Here is an 18389-nt window from a genome sequence, read left to right as displayed (position 1 = left end):
ATTTAAACTTTCAGGTGCAATTGGAAGTTTTTAATTATATGTATCCTTATTTTTTTATCATTAAGGTTGAAAGTGTTTAGATTATTAGGGTTTTAAGCATGATGCTTAGGAAATTAGTGGATTTTTTCTTCATAATCTTAATATCTGAACACTCCTTAATGGTTTTTAAAACTAATTACCGTTCAAAAATAAAAAATTTAATTCATAGCCAGAATGTCTAAAAAAAAGGTAACCATCGTATTTGATATTGGAAAGACCAATAAAAAATTCTTTTTATTTGATAAAAATTATAAAGAAGTTGTTCGTGAGTATACAGAATTGCCACTCACAACAGATGAAGATGGTTATCCAACAGAAGATCTTGCAGCATTGCAAAACTGGATTAAAGATAACTTTAATACCATTTTGGACGATGAAAATTTTGAAGTGAAAGCTATCAATTTCTCGACTTACGGAGCGAGTTTTGTGCATTTGGATCAAAAAGGAAACGTTCTTACGCCTTTATATAATTATACAAAACCGATGGATCAGGAAATCCTTGATCTGTTCTACGAAAAACACGGAAACAAACTGAAAATTGCCCGTGAAACAGCTTCTCCACAGTCCGGGATGCTGAATTCCGGAATGCAGTTATTTTGGTTAAAATATAAACATCCGGAAACATTCAAAAAAATTCGTTACAGTCTTCATTTGCCTCAGTATTTATCATATTTATTTACAGGAATTTGTGTCTCGGAATTTACCTCAATAGGTTGTCACACCAATTTGTGGAACTATGATAAAAACGATTATCATGAGTGGGTTTACGAAGAGGAAATAGATTCTTTATTACCGCCAATTGTACCAACTTCAGCAAGCATCAATACATCTTACAGAAACAAAAAAATTAAAATCGGGGTGGGAATTCATGATAGCTCTTCTGCATTGCTTCCTTATATTTTAAGCAAAAAAGAACCATTTTTATTACTTTCGACAGGAACCTGGAGTATTTCTCTGAATCCTTTTAATGATGAAAGCTTAACAGATGAAGATATTGAAAATAATTGCCTGAACTATATGCGAATTGATGGTAAACGCGTAAAAGCATCCCGTTTTTTCATGGGTAACGAGTATAAAATTCAGGTTGAAAAATTATGTGCCCATTACGGAAAAGAATATGGCTTTCACAGGGAAGTGCAGTTTGATCAGGATTTGTATCTCCGCTTGATGAAGCATAAAGCGGTGTATTTTCGTTTTGAAGGGATTGCACTGAAACGGAAAATGATTAGCGAAACAGATTTAAATTCTTTCCCGACTTTTGAAGAAGCCTACCATCAGTTAATGATCGAATTAATGGATTTACAGATTCATACAATTAAAAATGCCATAGGAAATTCAGAAATTGAAACCATTTATATTGATGGAGGGTTCACAGATAACGATGTATTTATGAAGCTGATGTCTCATCATTTTCAGCATTACAGCGTGATGTCCACACATTCTCCGCTGGGCTCAGCGTTGGGAGCGTCGATGGTCATTTCCAATAAAGAAATTGATGAAACTTTTTTACAACAGCATTATCAGATGAATTTGCTTCAACCTTTAATTTTTAATTCTTAAAACCATGTCATTTCCATTTGATACCCGTTATGCTTCACTTGAGCTCCTTATCGAAAGAGCTAAAAAAAGAATGCCCCGTTTCGCCTTCGAATATTTGGATGGCGGTTGTAATGAAAATATAAACCGTGACAGAAATACAAACGAACTGAGAGATGTTCTGCTTCGCCCGCGTTATTTGAATAATAATTACGCTGAAGCAAATATGGAAGCCGAATTATTTAGCGTAAAATATTCTGCACCTTTCGGAATTTCCCCTGTTGGTTTACAGGGTTTAATGTGGCCAAATGCTCCTGAGATTCTTGCAAAAGCGGCTTTTAAACACAATATTCCTTTTATTTTGAGCACTGTCACAACAAGTAGTATTGAAAGAATTGCGGAATTAACGGAAGGAAAAGCCTGGTATCAACTGTATCATCCGAGAGAAGAGTGGTTGCGGGACGATATTATTGACCGTTGTGAGGCTTCTGGTTATGATGTGCTTGTTGTTTTGGCTGATGTCCCTACTTTTGGTTACAGGGCAAAAGAAATCCGAAACGGCTTGGCAATGCCACCTCAACTGAATTTCCGAAATGTTTCCCAGGCTTTGGTAAAACCCCAATGGTGCCTGGAAATGCTGAAACATGGTGTTCCCGGTTTTAAAACGATGGAAAAATATATGGATAAAAACATGAACGTGAAACAGTTGGGACAGTTTATGAATTCCACTTTTTCCGGGAGATTAAATCCAGATAGAATAAAGGCAATTCGTGATAAATGGAAAGGCAAGCTGGTTATTAAAGGTGTCGCTTCCGATGAAGATGCGGAAGAAGCTGTAAGGTTAGGTTTTGATGGAATGATTATTTCCAATCACGGCGGAAGACAGCTGGATGCCGGAGAGTCTACCATTGCCGTAGTCAAAGAAATCAGCGAAAAATACAAAGATCAAATCAGAATAATGATGGACAGCGGGGTAAGAACCGGTCCTGATGTTGCCCGTGCATTGAGTTGTGGTGCAGAATTTACCTTTATGGGTAGAACATTTATGTATGCCGTAGGTGCTTTAGGGGAAAAAGGTGGTGATCATATTATTGAGATGCTCAAAATGCAGTTCAGACAGGTGATGGAACAGCTTTGTTGTGAAAAACCTGAAGATTTACAGAACTTCAGGGTAAAATAAAATATTTTTAATAGTATTCATTAAGACATGTATGTCTCAAAAGTTTAAATTATTTGAGTGAGTTATCATTCCGAGGCAGGAAAAATCTTAGAATCAACAAGGTTAGATCCTTTATATTTCATTCAGAATGGTATTGGATACTTTTACTTTTTAATAAATAAAAGAAATAAAGAAAATCAATTTACATTTACAATTATGATTAAGAAATTAATTTTTGCCATAAGTTTTTTAATGGCATTCGCAGTATCAGGACAGAAAAAAAATGATACAGATGCTGTCACTGATGCTGCTGAAAAGCTGAGGTTGGCGATGATAAGCGGAGACAAATCAATATTAGAATCTTTGATTTTACCGGAATTAACTTATGGACATTCAGGAGGTCATATAGACGATGCAACGGAATTTGTGGAAAAATTGGTCAGTAAAAAATCAGATTTTGTGACCATTGATATTACCAACCAAAGTATCGCTATCGTCGGAAATACAGCGATTGTTCGGCACCATTTATATGCAACGACTGCTGATCTTGGAAAAGCTCCGGGCGATGTGACATTGGAGGTATTATTGGTTTGGGCAAAAACCGGAAACCACTGGAAATTACTAGCCAGGCAAGCCGTAAAATCTGAAAAGAAAAAATAAATCATCAAAATGATAACTATTAAAAAATTCGCAGAGTCAGCTTTGCGAATTTTTTGAATGATATAAGTTTTACAGAGAATCCCTCTGAATAAATTTAAAAACATTGTTCACCTGTTCCTTTTTATTTTTCAGGATCATATAGGCGGCAGATTCTCCCATTGCTTTAAAATCTGTTGTAATCACAGTAATTCCGAGCAATTCTTTGAGGGGAGTTTCGTTATAGGAAATAATTCCGATGTCTTTCCCTAATTCAAGGTTTTTCTGTCTGATCTGCTTGACCAAATTTACCAGGTCACGTTCCCGGATGGTAATGAAAATATCTTTTTCCTGCAGTTCCATGTCCGGATAAATCTCGTTGAGAATTTCATAATCCAGTTTAAAATCCCTGCAAAAATTCTCAAATCCGTGTACAATACGGAATGGATAGGGATGTACGGACTTATCAGGATAGACCAAAATGATTTTTTCGTATTTCTTTATTTTGGCTAGACCTTCCTTTAAGGCATTGTAAATGTCATGTTCAAAATCCTGAAAAATGGAACCGTATTCTCCTGAGATGTCGGGTTTGGTATTGTCCAGCATCAGCAATTTATTTTTCGGAATTTTTTCAATCATTTCTATGACTTCTCTGGTAGAACTGGTGTGCTTGGACTGCTCATCCCGGAAATGTGGCATGATCACATAATAATCAAATCCTCCCAGATTCTTTTTTAAAGAATTAATAAAAAGTGTTTCATCGCAGTGATAAATATACATTTCAACGTTTCCTTTGGTACCGATTGCATTAACAAAATAATTATAAATCATCATTTTATACGTGCTGGGTTTGTTGATCAGGAAGAAAATATTGATGACATCATTTTTATTAATACGTGAAATATAATAACCTTTTCCCTTTACGGATTCGATGATTTGCCTTTTTCGAAGTTCTTTATAGGCTTTTTCTACGGTATCTCTTGAAAGAAAGCAGGATTCGCTGAGCTCGTTTATGGAAGGAATCTTTTCTCCAATCTTAATTTCTCCGCTATCAATTCCATTGAGAATAGAATCTACAATTTGTTTATATTTAGGAACTCTGGAGTGCTCGTTGATCATTATTTCAAATGTTTCTGCCATGACATTTAGATAGGAAATAGTATTTCAGTTAAAAAAACAGTTACAAAAATTAACTAACGATGTGAGACAAGTTACAAAAATTTATGATAACTTGTTTTTAATATGTTTTAATGATTGATAACATATTAAATTTTTCATTTTCAACAGATTATTATTATGAATATTCTGGCAGAGACTAAACCAAAAAATACAAATTTTAACATGAAACAGCCAAATTGCAATATTTTCGATTTAAAAGTCAAGTTGGTAATCTGAAACAGATTTTGTAATAAGTAATGATTTAAACTTTTGATATAGGTGAAAATACAAGATCGGGTTTAAACAATTTAAATTCTGGGATTTGTAATTTCAAATATAAAAGGTGTTGAAGTTTCATACTTTCCTCCTTGTGTTGCCCCGAATAGGAATTTTGGGGTTTTCGTGTCTTTGTCCATCAAAATCATTGGACGTTCCAATCTTCCGAATCGTTTTAAATGTTTAGGCGGATCGGGTTCATTAATATAACTCTTCATGTCGAGATAAGCTATTTTCGGTTTTGACCAGCTTAATCCGTCTTGGGAAGTTAAATGCAGACCGTACTCGTGGTTAAAAAATCCCATATCGCGTGCTATTATGTGAAATTTTTCATTTTGTTTCCAGATAAAAGCATCTTCCAATTGGGCATTATCGGGCAGCAATGAAAAATCAATTACAGGATTTGCTGCCACTTTTTCGTAAGGGCCTGAAGGATGATTGGCCTTTGCCAGTCCGTATTTTCGGTTTCCCCTGACAGTTCCTTTTTGATTTTCATATTCTTCGGTATTCCAGGATTTATAAAAAAGCCAAAATTTACCGTCATTTCCTTTTACAAAAGCCGGATTTGTAGTGCAATGGTCGTCCCAGGCCCCTTTTTCTCCGGGAAGAAGTATAGGTGTTTCAGATCTGATCCAATCTCCATCAAGATTTTTTGAAGTTGCGAGCCCAATTCTTTTGGTATTTGTTTTTCCATTGGAATTTCCCATATAAAATAGATAATACTCATCATCTACTTTGGTTATTAAAGGATTATGACAAGTGGTAGCATCCCAAAATCCGCTTCCTCTGGGAGCGAGAATAATTTGTTTATGCTGGAATTCATCGAAAGGAGATTCCGCTTCTGCACGACAAATTTCAGAACCATTGAGCCAGCCACCCATTCCTTTTTCTTTTTTCCATCTGGAATAAAAAAGATGAACCTTTCCGTCTTTACCCCAGATCGGAGAATTACACCAGATAAAGTAATTTTCCAATGAAAATGGCCTCCCGATTGGTTTTAAATTGAAATATGGCTTATCAGAACGGGATGTATTTGTAAATGACAGCCCCAAAGCTACAGCTGCAATTCCAATGGCTGAAGTCTGTAAAAAATCTCTGCGTGTAATATATCCTGATTTGTTCATCTAATGTTGGTTTACCGCTAATTTAGCATAAACATACAAATAGAGTATCCTGCACTTTCGGTTTATTGTTTGGTCTGAATTAATCTGATGAGAATTATCTGAAACTAACCAAGCCCAATAAATCAATTAATAGTTTTATTGGGCTTGGAGTTAGGGAAATTTATACGCAATTTTATTTCATTATATTGTTGAAATATACTTCAATATTTAAATAATTTTTACAAAATTTATTGATTTTTAGGGCATCTGAAGCATCACGGGGGTTAAGACCCATTTTGATTTCAACAGCATCCGGTATTCCATCCAAATCACTGTCCTGAGCACTTTGATAGGCAGGGTAATTACCCAATCCGCTGTTAGCAATAGGAAGATCGGTTTCCCTGTAAACATACATACCCTGAGTTCCTTTTGAGCTTACTTCGGAAATAATTAGGTCATCCACTTCATCCCGAGCCGGAAAATTGGCCCCGGCATTTTGTATAACGTGGTAAAAAGCCTGATTAGCAGATAAATTGGTTGTTTTGAGCGGATAATTAAATGGCGCATCCATAAACTGTACTGGTGTATTTCCCGGAAATCCTGTTGTATTATGAGGAACTAAATTCCCATCCAAAACACCGTTTTTATTGTTATCGTAATAATTTCCGGATTCATACATATGAAAAGTGCTGGTTCCTCTGCTGAACGGGGTAGTCTGATTGTCGACATTTAAAGGGCCTGCGACAAAATAATTATTGATAATATTTACTTCTGAAATTCCTGCGGAATCTCCCATAATATAACCATCTCCGGAAACCGTATGTCCATAAGTATTCCCTTGGTTGCCATAATTGTAAATGACATTATTAACGAATTCGTTCTTGCCCTTTACTTTAGGATTTCTTGTTTTGTTACTTTCATATAAAGATTTTAAAATACTGACGTGACCCTCGGTTTGCATCAAACCACCTGCAGAATGATTATGACGATGTAATCCCTGTGCGATAATAGAATTCTGGATAGTTATACTGTCTGGTTCAAAGCCTTTATTATCCCAGTTGATGGAAAAAACTTCGTCAAGTCCCCACGAAAACGACATGTGATCCAGCATGATATGTTTGCCGTTGGCAATTCCTGAAGCGTCGGTGTTTTTAGATAAAGTATTTGAATTTCCCAGTCTTATTCTGAAATATCTTGCAATCGTATTATTTGCACCTGTAAATGACACTTTCTGACCATACAAAACGATTCCTTTCCCCGGAGCAGTTTGTCCGGCAATGGTAAGATTGGGTGAAATTGCGACAGGAGACTGTAAATTAATAATACCACTTACAGAAAATACAATAAACCTTCCGGGTTGGCTCACCGCGTCCCGAAAGGAACCCATTCCGCTGTCATTCAGGTTATTGACGATATACACTGTAGGATTGGCCACGCCTCTTGCACCTTTTGAAAATTTTCCAAAACCTTCTGCTTCAGGAAAAGCTAAAGCTCTTTCTGCGTTACAGATTTCGGTTGTTGGTGCACCTGAGCCGGGTTCTTCATGATTACAGGATAAAAAAAGCAGAGAACACAAAAGCGTTGTTGTAATTTTTTTCATATATAATAAATTTTTGATTGATTTTATTAAATTAGGAATTTGTGACTCTGAAATTATCCTGTACTATACTGTATTTTTAATATTATCTTAATGACGTTGAGAAAGTTACAGTTTGATAGCATTTATAAGCCTTATAAAATTTAAATAACCTAATATATTAAAGGTTTGAATATAGAATGTTGCCATTCATCAATCTGTTTATAACAAAAAAGCCTGCCATTTCTGGCAGACCCTAACTAAAATATGAATGTTTTTTAAGGCATCTTTTTAAAACCTTCGGCTTTTATTTTCCAGCTTCCATCTTTCGGAAAACCTGGAAATTCTCCTGTCGAATTATCCCAACCTTCCAGCATCATTGCAACAGTAGTTAAAACGCCGCCATTTCCCGGAAGATAAATTCTCAGTCTTCCATCTTGGTAATTATGTCCGTTTTTTAGATAAGTATTGGTTTGAATATCCATAAATAAAGCATCCAAAGCCTTATTCGGAAGACCTAATCTTGCAGCATTCATTGCCGTCATTGGGAAATCCCAGCCCCAGGTGTGCCCCCAGTTCCATCTTGCCCAAACGATATCCAATGTGTTTTTCATAATTTTTTTATCGAGTTTTGGCGATTCGGGGACCATTCCCAGTGCGCCAAGAACGGCAGGATGGTCTGTCATCCACTTCGGAAATGTGAAAGAATCTTTTGCGGATTCAGTCGATAAATAAACGCCATCCTGAACCGGAAGCGGAGCCAGTTTTGTAATCACATCATCCCATTTTTTATCCCTCGATTCTCCTAATCTTTCTTTCCATTGCTGGGCAACTTTCAATGCCCAATCCCAATACGCCACTTCATAGGTCGGGTTATATGTATCTTTGGCAGGGAATACTTCCTGTGCAGGAATTACGCCTTTTCCAAGATTGTAGCGGTTTTTCTCTTTGTCGTAAGTCGCAAAATCAGCCATAAATTCTGCTGTCGCAAAAACCAGGTCTTTATATTTTTCAAGAACTTTTTTGTCCTTGTTATGACGATACAAAAGCTCGGTCATATAAATCAGATGCGGTTGTTCCCAAATCAAAAAAGCAGCAACGGAAGATGGGCTTTCATTGCCTTCATTATCCGACATTTTAATCCAACGAACACCCTTGTAACCTTGTCTTTCGGCTAATTTTTTAGCTTTTTCAAACGACCTGAAATAATAATCCAGCTGCTTTTCCAGAATCTCCGGCCTTCCCCACAAGGCGAAGTGAACGCCGTGCCACCAATGCATTTCTGTATGCGGTTTTCCGTACCAGCTGTTGAATGTCAAACCGGTTTCCTGCGGCGGATTGCTTCCTCCACACTGAATTTTCGTTAAATATTCCGACAATACAACTCTGCGCTCCAGTTCGGAGGCTCTCGGGTCTGTACTCCCTTCAAAATCAACAGCTGCACCGCTTTCCCAGAAGTTTTTCCATCCTGATGTGCTTTCTTTTTCAGCATCAGCAAATAATGTTTTATTACTTTTTAAATTTTTAGCTGAAAATTCAATACTTAATTCGATAGTTTTGTTTTTAACAGAAGGTTCGTAAACGAAATAATGTTTTCCTGTTTCACTTAGTTTCCCGTCGGTAAAATATAACCGTGTATAATAATCGGCGGTTTGTAGTTTATGCTCAATCAATCCCTGAGTGGGGCTGGATGAAATCAATTTTGTTGAATGTTGATTTTCGTTTCCATAAAAAGCTGCGTCATCCAAAAATTGTCCGGTCGGAGAAGGATAACGTGCAAAAACTTTTAATCTTTTTTGACCAATTAAATCAGACTCGATTTTAACTCCGATTTTGTCTGAAGTTTGGAAAGAAGCCGTCCATACTTTTATCGGAGTTCCTTCCAAAGAAAATTCACTTGTGATAATTCCTGTCCACAAATCAATTTTCTGATTGATGTTTTGTAAATCGGAAATTTTTGCTTTCTGGCCGTCTTTTTTAGTCAGTTCAATACCGATATTTCCCAGTTGCAAACGATGCTGATTCACCCGGAAATATTCAACCGCTTTTTTATTTCTTTCAGGTTCTTTGAGCTGAACGCTATATAACGCTTTTCGCCCGTCGTTATTGAAATCGTAAGGCTTTAAAGTTTCCTCAAACTTATAATTTTCCGTATTCGGAAAGCTGTTCCAGCCCCATTCTGATTGGGTTCCCAAAGAAACTCCGTTTTTGTAATATTCAGGGAACGACTGCATTCCGGTGATGTCAACGGTGTAGGCAAATTTCCCGTTTCCCACTGTCAAAGACGATAAAGTATCCGCTTTTGTGTTGACGATATTATGTCGCTGAACGACCTTTTTTCGGTCTATTTTCTGGGCATTTAAGGACGAAAATCCTATCAGGAAAAGACTTAGATATAATGTTAATTTCTTCATTTTTAAATTTATTTTATGGAATCAGGCATTTTCAAATTTTAAATAGGTTTCGGCTAAAACCTTGATGTTTTTCATTATTTACAGATGGTCTAAAGCCCCGCCACTGTTGATGTTTTATAACTTTTTTTTAGTATTTGATTGTATAAATTATTACATATAAGTTTTAAATTTCTTGCTTTTCTGATAGCGTTCCTACGGAACGCATTTTATGTCTTGGTTTCTTTTGCTACACAGATAACGTTCCTATGGAACATTTTTTATTGATTCCGTTAGGAATCATATCTGTGTAGATAATTTTAGCGTAAATTTTTGGGCGTTCCGTAGGAACGGTATCTTTTTTCTGTTTTATTTTTTAAACATTCTATAAAATCTAGATTAAATTTTAGATTTTATTTATTTATCTACGCTTGTCATTGACTCCGTCGAATCTTCGATTTCTGAGCGAAACAAAGTGTAGTGAAGAATCTTTTTAATCACAAATAGATTCCTCGTTCCTCGGAATGACAACCTTCAATTATATTTACTAATCATTATCACTATTTCAAAACAGTAGCACTCATCATTCCGATGACAACATCGTTGCTTACTGCGGTTAATTTTATTGATTTTAATTCTTTGTTCGCATCAATTGGCAAATCTAAAATTGTCGCAGCTCCGCCTTCTACAGCGCGGTCTGTAAATCCTTTGATACTTGAATATTTACTTAAAGTTCCGCCTTTGTACAATTCTCCTGTCTTCAGTTTTACACGATACGGAATCTTATCATCCGGAATTTCAAAAGCGAAATTATCATCAAACAAATCCTGCTCAATCGGCCACCAATTCACCGGATTTTTCAGTTCTAATGCTATTGTGGAACCGTCCGCATATTGAACCGTAATTTTTCCGTTAATAATCTGTGACTGCATCGGATTGGTAGAACCCGCCATTAGGAAGTAGATTTTCTTTCCTTTGCCTGAAACAGGAATTTCAACAGAGTTCGGATAATTATCCCACTGACTTATAAATGCAATATTTTTGTCTGAATTATCTATTAAAAAAGGAATTCCAAGGAAATCAACCTTGCCGTTTTTTCTCTTGTTCATCAATCCGCTGTCGTCGATTTGAGCGTTGATTAACGGATAACACCAGTTTCCGATTCCCTGCCAAGGAAGCTGCAGGGTAGGAACTTCCAGTCTTGGAGAAAGGTATTTCTGATTGAAAATCTCAGTCACCTTTTCATTGTATTTTGAAGCTAATGAAATGTTGTTGAATTCGCCTTGATTCTCAATTTCCCAGTCTGTAATTTCAATATTTTGTTTGATTCCGTTGTAATCGAGTTCAATAGAATTGGTTCCTTTGCTTAAAACATTGACCGGAATTTCAATCGATAACTTTTGGTTTTTTTGAACTGAAAAAGTTTTATTTAAACTATTAACAGTCAGTTTTCCATTAATTGGATTGGATGATTTTAATTGAATCTGCAGTTTTTTATTGACCCATTTTGTTTCCAAAGGAAAACGGATGTCCACATTGACGGGTTGCCACCAAGTTGCTCCGTTCTGCTCGACCTGAACGAAAAATGTTCCTTTCCTTTCTTCTTTAATTAAATCAAACTGATTCCCATTTCGGGTTTTAATCAATTCCTGAGGGTCAAGAACGTCTTTGATTTTCTTTTTTGAATCGAAATTCAATTGAAGATTTTCAGAAATATAATTGACATAATCGGTTTGCTCGTTTTTCAGTTCTTCTCCTGAATAATTGATTTCAATTTTAAAATCTTTTCCTGTCGGCGTTTCAAACTGAACAAAAGGTTGCAGAATGGAATTGGGTTTTATTTTCCAATCCACTTTTTTACCATTCACATTTACCGATTTGATGCTGGGATGATTTACCGGAATCTGCATTTCCAGCGAAACCGGATTTTCATAATTTGATTTAAATACATACTCAGTTTTTTTCGCAGTTCTGGTAAACTGATATTCCCAGTCCGGAAGTTTCAATTCTGCAGAATTCCAGTCTTTTGGGAAACCCGGCTTGATGCTGATTTTATTCTCCAGTAAATTCGGATTAACCCCGAAAAGTCCTTCCGTCAACGTTCGTGAAGCCACACCAATCGGGTCGGCAAAATCTCTGTACAATTCACCACGAAATGCATCGTAATGAGAAAGCTGCTCAAAGTTCCCCGGACTGATGCCGTAATACATACTTTCAACCAGATTTCCTTTCCACAGTTGGTAGGCATCCTCGTTTCTTCCGGCTTGCCAATATGCCAAAGCGGTCTGTAAATTCTCTGCCAGAGCGACATTGTTGATAGACCAGTCGTAAGGCTGCCAATTTGTAGTTGATAATGTGTAATAATCTTTATTTTGTGCACCTTTCACCGTCACCGGAATTTTAGGCGTATGATTATTAATATATTGTAAGTTTTGGTAATTCTCAAATTCATTCAGAATAAACGCATCCGAAACGTGATAAATCGACCAGATTCCCGGTTTGTCGTGAATGATTTGATTGCCCAAAGCATCTTTATACTCCGCAAAATAACCTTTGTTTTTAATCCAAAGCTGGTTTTTCATTGCCTTTAAAATCGCATCAGCTTCCTGCTCGTAAGGCTGAGGGTTTTCACCAATGATTTTCGCCAGTTTTGCCATTTCACGGTTGGCCCTGTAATTATACGCCGAAGTGTGCGTCACTTTTCCACCAGAATATTGCAGCGCATCGCTTGCCCAAATTGCCGCATACGCATCGTACAAATCGTCACGTTTGAAATTTCGTTTTTCCCAATCCATATGACGAACCATCGTAGGCCACATTTTTCTTAGAAATTCTTTGTCTTCGGTATAATTAAAATGCGAAAACATCTGGTCAAAAAACACCAGGTTCATATCGTAATGATGCGGTTTTGAGTTGTCATTTGGATTCCTGGAAATATATCCGCTTGAAAAAACAGAAGTTCCCATTTTTTCTGCGTGTCTTGCCAAATGCAGCAATGTATCCATTTCGACAGGCGCAAAATCGGGCTTCAAAACCTGTGAATTGGCATAACTTTCAAAATGTTCTTTCGCTCTGTCGTGCCAATGTAAAGCATCAGCTGTGTAAGCGCCACGCCACGCATTCAGCCGCATTCTCCAGGCAACAGCGCCGTGAAGGAAGGTGGGGCTTTCCCAAATTCCGTCGGCGGCAACCGCTAAATTGGCTCCGAAATTATTCAAATCTGCATCCGGAGTTTTTAATTGAATTCTGTTGGTTAATGCTAAACGTGACTTTTCAGCTTCATTAAAAATGTTTTTCAACGCTTCATCCGAAAAGTTTTTATCAGATTTTCCTTTTTTAATCTGAATATAAACAGGATTTTTCTGCGCTGAATAACCTGCGTAAACAATCGGAGATTTTTCTGTTTTATTTTGAGTGAAATCTAAAAGTTTTTCTAAAGTTGTAGCATCGGTTTGCTGTAATGAACTGACATTAGAAAAACTTCCGCTGACGGTTTGAGTTTCTTTTTTCTTGTTTAAATAATTTAATTGGAATTGATTTTTATTAATTTTAAACTGATTATTCAGACAATATTCAGGTAACAGATAAAATCCCGATTCCGGGTCTGCACCGATGTCGCCGTTTCTGCTGAAAGTCGTTCCGCTCGCTCCTCCATAAACCGCGTAGATTTTTGTTGATGAATCTATGTTTTCAGTTTCCATTTTTACAACCAAACCTTCTTCTTTAGCTTGTGCTAAGACTGTCAGTTTTAAAGTTCCGGTTCCAAAAATCGGGTCTTTGATTTCATATAACATCGAACCCGGACGATAACGGGTTTCAATTTTATCAGCATTAATTAATTTCTTAATTGAATTTCCTTTTTGAATCACAAATTGAAGATTGCCGCCCATTCCGGGAAGATAGAGTGCAAATTCCGGTAAATCTCCGGCTTCAACTCTCGAAGCACGGTTATCGCCATACAAAGCCCTGTTGAATCTGTATTTTCCGTTGACCAGTAAAAAATCGCCTTTATCTTCTTTGTAATGCAGTTCACGCTCGTTGTTCTGCCAATGTTTCGACTGGGAAAACGAATGTGAAAATGCCGACAAAGCAATCAGTCCGGCGACAATGGTTTTTCTTCGCATTTTATGGTTTTAACTCGGTTAATGGCTGTCCGTTAACGGTTACATTTTTTAAAGTCGCATTTTTCAGGTAATCCACTTTATAAGGGATTTCAACGCCGGTCATTTTAGTATTAATCATTGTGAAATCCGTTACCGGGGAAGATTCATAGGCATCAGAGAATACAGCATATTTTCCGCCTTTTTCCACCGTTAAATTTTCTACCCAGATATTTCTGATAGTTGGAATGAAGTTTCCGGGTTTTTCATAATGCATATTGAAACGTACCGCTGCTTCTTTGTAAGCACCGACTTTTGTGTTGTAGAAAAATACATTTTCGATGATTCCGCCACGGCTTGAACTGGTTTTAATTCTTAAAGCACGGTCAAGATTCTGGCTGTCCATCACGTTTCCGATAGCGTAGATATTTTTTGCTCCACCTGCGATTTCGCTTCCAATCACAACACCGCCGTGACCGTCTTTCATTTCACAGTTTTCGATGATGTGGTTTTCAGCAGGTCTTCCGATGTCTCTTCCGTCCTCGTCTCTTCCTGATTTGATGGCGATACAGTCGTCTCCTGTGTCAAAATAGGAATCTTTAATCCATACATTTTTACAAGCTTCAGGGTCGAAACCATCGTTATTAGGGCCGTGGCTGATGACTTTTACTCTTTCAACCAAAACATTTTCACACAAAACGGGATTCAGATTCCACATCGGGGAATTCTTGACCAGAACATCTGCCATATAGAAGTTTTTGGATTTATAGGGCTGAACGAAATTTGGTCTCAAATAATATCCGTCTCCGAAAATTCTTTCTCTTGCGGGTTTCCTCTGAGCCATATATTCGTGAAGCTTTGCACGGGCAGGATTCTGTCTTCCCGGGCGAGACTCGTTGTAACCATATTTTGTGGCGCCGCACCAGAACCACCAGTTATCATTATCTGCATTTCCGTCTAAAGTTCCTTTTCCGGTGATGGCGATGTTTTCTTCTGCGTACGCGTAAATCAATGATGAGTAATTCATACATTCCATTCCTTCCCAACGTGTGAAAACGATAGGGTAGTCTTTGCTGTCCTGACTGAAAAGAACAGTAGAACCGTCGCTTAAATGAAGATTGACGTTACTTTTTAAATAAATTGCTCCCGTCAAGAAAACGCCGTTTGGAACGATAACTCTTCCGCCGCCTTCAGCATTACATTTCTCAATCGCTTTTTTGAAAGCTTCGGTATTTTTCGTTTTTCCGTCTCCAACTGCACCGAAATCTGTTATCAAATAATCTGCTTTTCTGAATTCAGGTTTTTTGATTTGTTTTTTTAAAGCTTTGATTTCTTTTAAGGGCTGTTTTGCGGAAGTCCAGGGCTGGTATTGGGCTGATAAAGATATTGATATTAGGCATATTAGGAAGAGAAGAATATGTTTTTTCATAATGTTGGAAAATTTAGGTATAATATAGGCAACTGTTTTCAGGACATTTTTCTTTATTTATCGCAATATAGAATTATTGTTGATAAAAATTGTCCTGCACTGTCGGTATCATAAAAACATTGAAAGTTTCATTCTTATTAAGATTATGAAAAAGAATTAAATGTAGAGTTAAACTATGGCAGTTTCTCGTTCTTTTTTATATCTAGAAAAAACGTATAATATTATGTTATAAAGTATTAGGATGTAAAATTGTATTATTAATACTGTGTTTGTATATAATAAATTATATATATTTGCAAAAACACAAATTAATGACGAAAATATATTCTATTTTTATCATCTTTTCGTTTCTTTATTTTAGTAATGCAAAAAAGGCTAATACAGGAATTGATAAAGGATATTCTATACAGTTTAATAAAAATTCAACATATAATAATTTGCCGTATCGCTATTTCTCCGATACAGCTTTAGTATTTGATGAATTTCAAAGTAGTGAAAATTTAACTAACTTTATTATCCCTAATGAATTTACCGAACTTTTATCTGGTATTGTTATAAAAAGGAAATTTATACCCAAGTATTAATATGTATACTCGTTTTTGATTCCACAGCAAGGGATTGAGGTTGGAAAGAAAAACTTCTAATCAAGATCTATTGAAAATCCGGATTTAAATGAAATAATTTATAGTTAGATATGACTATAGTTTTTGTGTATTACTGAAAAAAATCTTTTGTGAAAATGAAAATTAACAATACAAATTTTTATAAGGCTCTAGAATGAAATGATTGTAAAAGTTATCAAAGAGAAAAACTTAAACAAGTAAGATTATTATCTTCTCTCTGATTTACAGAGATTCCTCGAATAAATAAAATACAGAATAATAAATATCAAAAAACACAAATTAAAATGAAGCTAATTGAAATAATTGAAGCGTTAAGAACAAATACAATACAAGATTTATTAAATGAAAATTCCGTCGCTATCAAATATGATTTGATCGATATATACGCAAAATATTCATTAGGAATAGAATCTGATTATTATTTTTTTAATGCAAAGAAGAGACCCCGAACCAATATATTTGAAGAAAACGGAATTAAATATGAAAATCTTTGCTCATTATCAAAATTAAAAGATTTAGTATGTAGTTATGCCAATTTAAATGCCAAAAGGACTAGTGAAATTTTGGTATTTGATGTTCTTGATTATTTGGAAAATGAAAAATAATATACACAAATCTTATTTAAAATACTGCTGGGACTGTATTGTATTTTTCTATCAAACAAATTCTATGTAATCTTAGGTATTTTTCTTAAATATTTCCCGAATTTCTAAAGAGATAGGTTTTAAAAAAGAAATGCTGGAAAGCTGTACTCTTTTATGACTGAATACTTTGGTATTAGAAGTTTTAAAAAAATTATAAAGTTGAGGCCAGATCAGTTATCTTACAGAGGTCTTCGGCTTTACAGCCATTTCAAAAAAGTAATTCATTCTTGTTAAAGCTGATAATTGAAAGGATGAAACAGGCTTGTAAAATTAGATAAATTTGAAAAATGATTTCTTAATTTCTCACACACGTATATTTCAAAAACGACATAAATAAGGCAATTTTGAGATAATAAAATATTTTTTAGTTATGAAAAAAGTCTACTTACTTTCAGCCTGCTTATTTTTAAGCAGTTTGAATGCTCAAAGCAATCTAAGGGTTTTAACGGGCTGGGGAACACGTCTTTATGATATCAATAACAATGGCAATGCAGTCCATTCCGGAGGCTATTACAATTATTCTACAGACTCAAGTATACCCATAGAATCCGTCGCTGATGCAACTAACCGACTGAATAATGAAGAAAATATTGCGGGAAATATGCCATTTATAGCAACGGATGGGTCAAACCTGAGCCAGGCAGCTTATAGAAAAAACGGAGTATGGACAGCAATTGGCTATTTCCCTGGGGATATACCTGGAAATAGTTGGTTTGGAGACACAAAGGGAATTTCATCAAACAGTATATATGTAGCAGGACAAATGACGTCCAATAATCCCGGAAGTAGCTATCCTTTTATTTTTAATACGGAGACCGGTACGCTTACTAAGCTTACAGGTGATCTTACCTACACCAATGGTCGCGGGGCTGATGTAAATGATAACGGAATTGTGGCTGGTTGGGTAGATAGAGAAGATATTTTCGGAACAGGAACTTTTCGGGTACCTGCATACTTTGACACCAACGGAATTTTACATTATATTGATTTTACTACTCCTGAATATGGAGAGGCCAATGATGTAAATAATGCAGGACAAATTGTGGGCTATAAAGGAAGTAAAGCTTTTATTTACAATACTGCCACCAATGTATATCAGGCTTTTGATGCGCCTTCGGGATATACCGATGCTGTATTTGTATCAGTATCAGAGAATGGTACTGCTTTAGGATACTGTGGAATGATAGGTGATAGGGAAGTAATTATTTATCATCCGTCTTTAGGGGCCAATCCCATTTTACTTACTGATCTTTTGATTTCTCAAAATATTCCAATAGCCACATTTGATACAAAGCTTGGTACTGGAATGGGAATATCACCAGATGGGAAGTATATTTGTGGATTTGATAATACTATTCCCCCGATATTTGCTGCAGGATGGATTGTTAAACTAGACGATGAAATACTTGCTACAACTGATGTAAAAAACAATGATTTCAAATTTAATATTTATCCCAACCCGGTACAGGATTTTCTTAATATTTCCAACGAAAAAATAATAAAGTCGTTATCTATATATGATCTTACCGGAAAATTGTTAATTAACAATAAATCAATTAATAATAAAAACATTAAAATAGATTTGTCTATGATTACCAAAGGAATATATGTCGGAAGTGTAGTCTCAGATAAAGGAAACATTAAAACTTTTAAAATTATAAAGCAATAGGATTTATTTTAACATTATAAAAACGGTTTATCAAAATTTTGATAAACTGTT

General features: G+C 35.8%; 12 protein-coding genes. 6 read left to right on the top strand and 6 right to left on the bottom strand.

What is annotated here, in order from left to right; genetic code table 11:
- Positions 1-213 precede the first annotated feature (213 nt).
- The 3 genes from ACM39_RS08765 (at position 214) to ACM39_RS08755 (ending at position 3394) form a co-directional block, all read left to right on the top strand.
- Positions 214-1599 carry an FGGY-family carbohydrate kinase gene (locus ACM39_RS08765; RefSeq protein ID WP_048510648.1) on the top strand — a complete coding sequence of 462 codons (1386 nt, stop codon included), beginning with the start codon at positions 214-216 and terminating at the stop codon, positions 1597-1599.
- Positions 1600-1603: 4 nt separating this feature from the next.
- Positions 1604-2755, top strand: a complete 1152-nt coding sequence (locus ACM39_RS08760) for an alpha-hydroxy acid oxidase (protein ID WP_048510647.1) — start codon at positions 1604-1606, stop codon at positions 2753-2755.
- Positions 2756-2950: 195 nt separating this feature from the next.
- Positions 2951-3394 (top strand): nuclear transport factor 2 family protein, encoded by a 444-nt coding sequence (locus ACM39_RS08755; RefSeq protein ID WP_048510723.1) that lies wholly within the window; start codon positions 2951-2953, stop codon positions 3392-3394.
- 69 nt (positions 3395-3463) lie between these two features.
- Here the strand turns inward: ACM39_RS08755 and ACM39_RS08750 are convergent, their stop codons facing one another.
- The 6 genes from ACM39_RS08750 to ACM39_RS08725 all read right to left on the bottom strand — a co-directional run bounded on the left by ACM39_RS08750 (position 3464) and on the right by ACM39_RS08725 (position 15402).
- Positions 3464-4510, bottom strand: coding sequence for a winged helix-turn-helix domain-containing protein (locus tag ACM39_RS08750; RefSeq protein WP_048510646.1), 1047 nt, complete (start codon positions 4508-4510; stop codon positions 3464-3466).
- 326 nt (positions 4511-4836) lie between these two features.
- Positions 4837-5928 carry a twin-arginine translocation signal domain-containing protein gene (locus ACM39_RS08745; protein ID WP_048510645.1) on the bottom strand — a complete coding sequence of 364 codons (1092 nt, stop codon included), beginning with the start codon at positions 5926-5928 and terminating at the stop codon, positions 4837-4839.
- Between the two features lie 172 nt (positions 5929-6100).
- Positions 6101-7507, bottom strand: a complete 1407-nt coding sequence (locus ACM39_RS08740; RefSeq protein ID WP_053073312.1) for a polysaccharide lyase family 1 protein — start codon at positions 7505-7507, stop codon at positions 6101-6103.
- A gap of 254 nt (positions 7508-7761) precedes the next feature.
- Positions 7762-9897 carry a hypothetical protein gene (locus ACM39_RS08735; RefSeq protein ID WP_048510644.1) on the bottom strand — a complete coding sequence of 712 codons (2136 nt, stop codon included), beginning with the start codon at positions 9895-9897 and terminating at the stop codon, positions 7762-7764.
- Between the two features lie 536 nt (positions 9898-10433).
- Entirely contained in the window at positions 10434-13997 is a 3564-nt protein-coding gene (locus ACM39_RS08730) for a DUF4450 domain-containing protein (protein ID WP_048510643.1), read from the bottom strand.
- A gap of 1 nt (position 13998) precedes the next feature.
- Positions 13999-15402 carry a glycoside hydrolase family 28 protein gene (locus ACM39_RS08725; protein WP_048510642.1) on the bottom strand — a complete coding sequence of 468 codons (1404 nt, stop codon included), beginning with the start codon at positions 15400-15402 and terminating at the stop codon, positions 13999-14001.
- A 311-nt stretch (positions 15403-15713) separates the two neighbouring features.
- Here ACM39_RS08725 and ACM39_RS08720 point away from each other — a divergent pair, with 311 nt between their 5' ends.
- The 3 genes from ACM39_RS08720 to ACM39_RS08710 all read left to right on the top strand — a co-directional run bounded on the left by ACM39_RS08720 (position 15714) and on the right by ACM39_RS08710 (position 18338).
- A complete protein-coding gene (locus ACM39_RS08720; protein ID WP_048510641.1) occupies positions 15714-15986 on the top strand; it encodes a hypothetical protein in 273 nt (90 codons plus the stop codon).
- A gap of 323 nt (positions 15987-16309) precedes the next feature.
- Positions 16310-16630 carry a hypothetical protein gene (locus ACM39_RS08715; protein ID WP_048510640.1) on the top strand — a complete coding sequence of 107 codons (321 nt, stop codon included), beginning with the start codon at positions 16310-16312 and terminating at the stop codon, positions 16628-16630.
- A 409-nt stretch (positions 16631-17039) separates the two neighbouring features.
- The gene (locus tag ACM39_RS08710) at positions 17040-18338 is read left to right on the top strand and encodes a T9SS type A sorting domain-containing protein (protein WP_048510639.1); all 1299 of its coding nucleotides are present in this window, start codon (positions 17040-17042) and stop codon (positions 18336-18338) included.
- Positions 18339-18389: the final 51 nt, after the last annotated feature.

It is taken from the genome of Chryseobacterium sp. FH2 (genome assembly GCF_001045455.1).
Classification (GTDB): domain Bacteria; phylum Bacteroidota; class Bacteroidia; order Flavobacteriales; family Weeksellaceae; genus Chryseobacterium.
The sequence above is the reverse complement of the archived record's forward strand: the minus strand, read 5'-3'. Positions and strand labels throughout refer to the sequence as shown.

Bases quoted from the DNA above. Each gene is read 5' to 3' on its own strand.
- ACM39_RS08765 (WP_048510648.1), top strand. From the start codon at position 214: ATGTCTAAAAAAAAGGTAACCATCGTATTTGATATTGGAAAGACCAAT.
- ACM39_RS08760 (WP_048510647.1), top strand. From the start codon at position 1,604: ATGTCATTTCCATTTGATACCCGTTATGCTTCACTTGAGCTCCTTATC.
- ACM39_RS08755 (WP_048510723.1), top strand. From the start codon at position 2,951: ATGATTAAGAAATTAATTTTTGCCATAAGTTTTTTAATGGCATTCGCA.
- ACM39_RS08750 (WP_048510646.1), bottom strand. From the start codon at position 4,510: ATGGCAGAAACATTTGAAATAATGATCAACGAGCACTCCAGAGTTCCT.
- ACM39_RS08745 (WP_048510645.1), bottom strand. From the start codon at position 5,928: ATGAACAAATCAGGATATATTACACGCAGAGATTTTTTACAGACTTCA.
- ACM39_RS08740 (WP_053073312.1), bottom strand. From the start codon at position 7,507: ATGAAAAAAATTACAACAACGCTTTTGTGTTCTCTGCTTTTTTTATCC.
- ACM39_RS08735 (WP_048510644.1), bottom strand. From the start codon at position 9,897: ATGAAGAAATTAACATTATATCTAAGTCTTTTCCTGATAGGATTTTCG.
- ACM39_RS08730 (WP_048510643.1), bottom strand. From the start codon at position 13,997: ATGCGAAGAAAAACCATTGTCGCCGGACTGATTGCTTTGTCGGCATTT.
- ACM39_RS08725 (WP_048510642.1), bottom strand. From the start codon at position 15,402: ATGAAAAAACATATTCTTCTCTTCCTAATATGCCTAATATCAATATCT.
- ACM39_RS08720 (WP_048510641.1), top strand. From the start codon at position 15,714: ATGACGAAAATATATTCTATTTTTATCATCTTTTCGTTTCTTTATTTT.
- ACM39_RS08715 (WP_048510640.1), top strand. From the start codon at position 16,310: ATGAAGCTAATTGAAATAATTGAAGCGTTAAGAACAAATACAATACAA.
- ACM39_RS08710 (WP_048510639.1), top strand. From the start codon at position 17,040: ATGAAAAAAGTCTACTTACTTTCAGCCTGCTTATTTTTAAGCAGTTTG.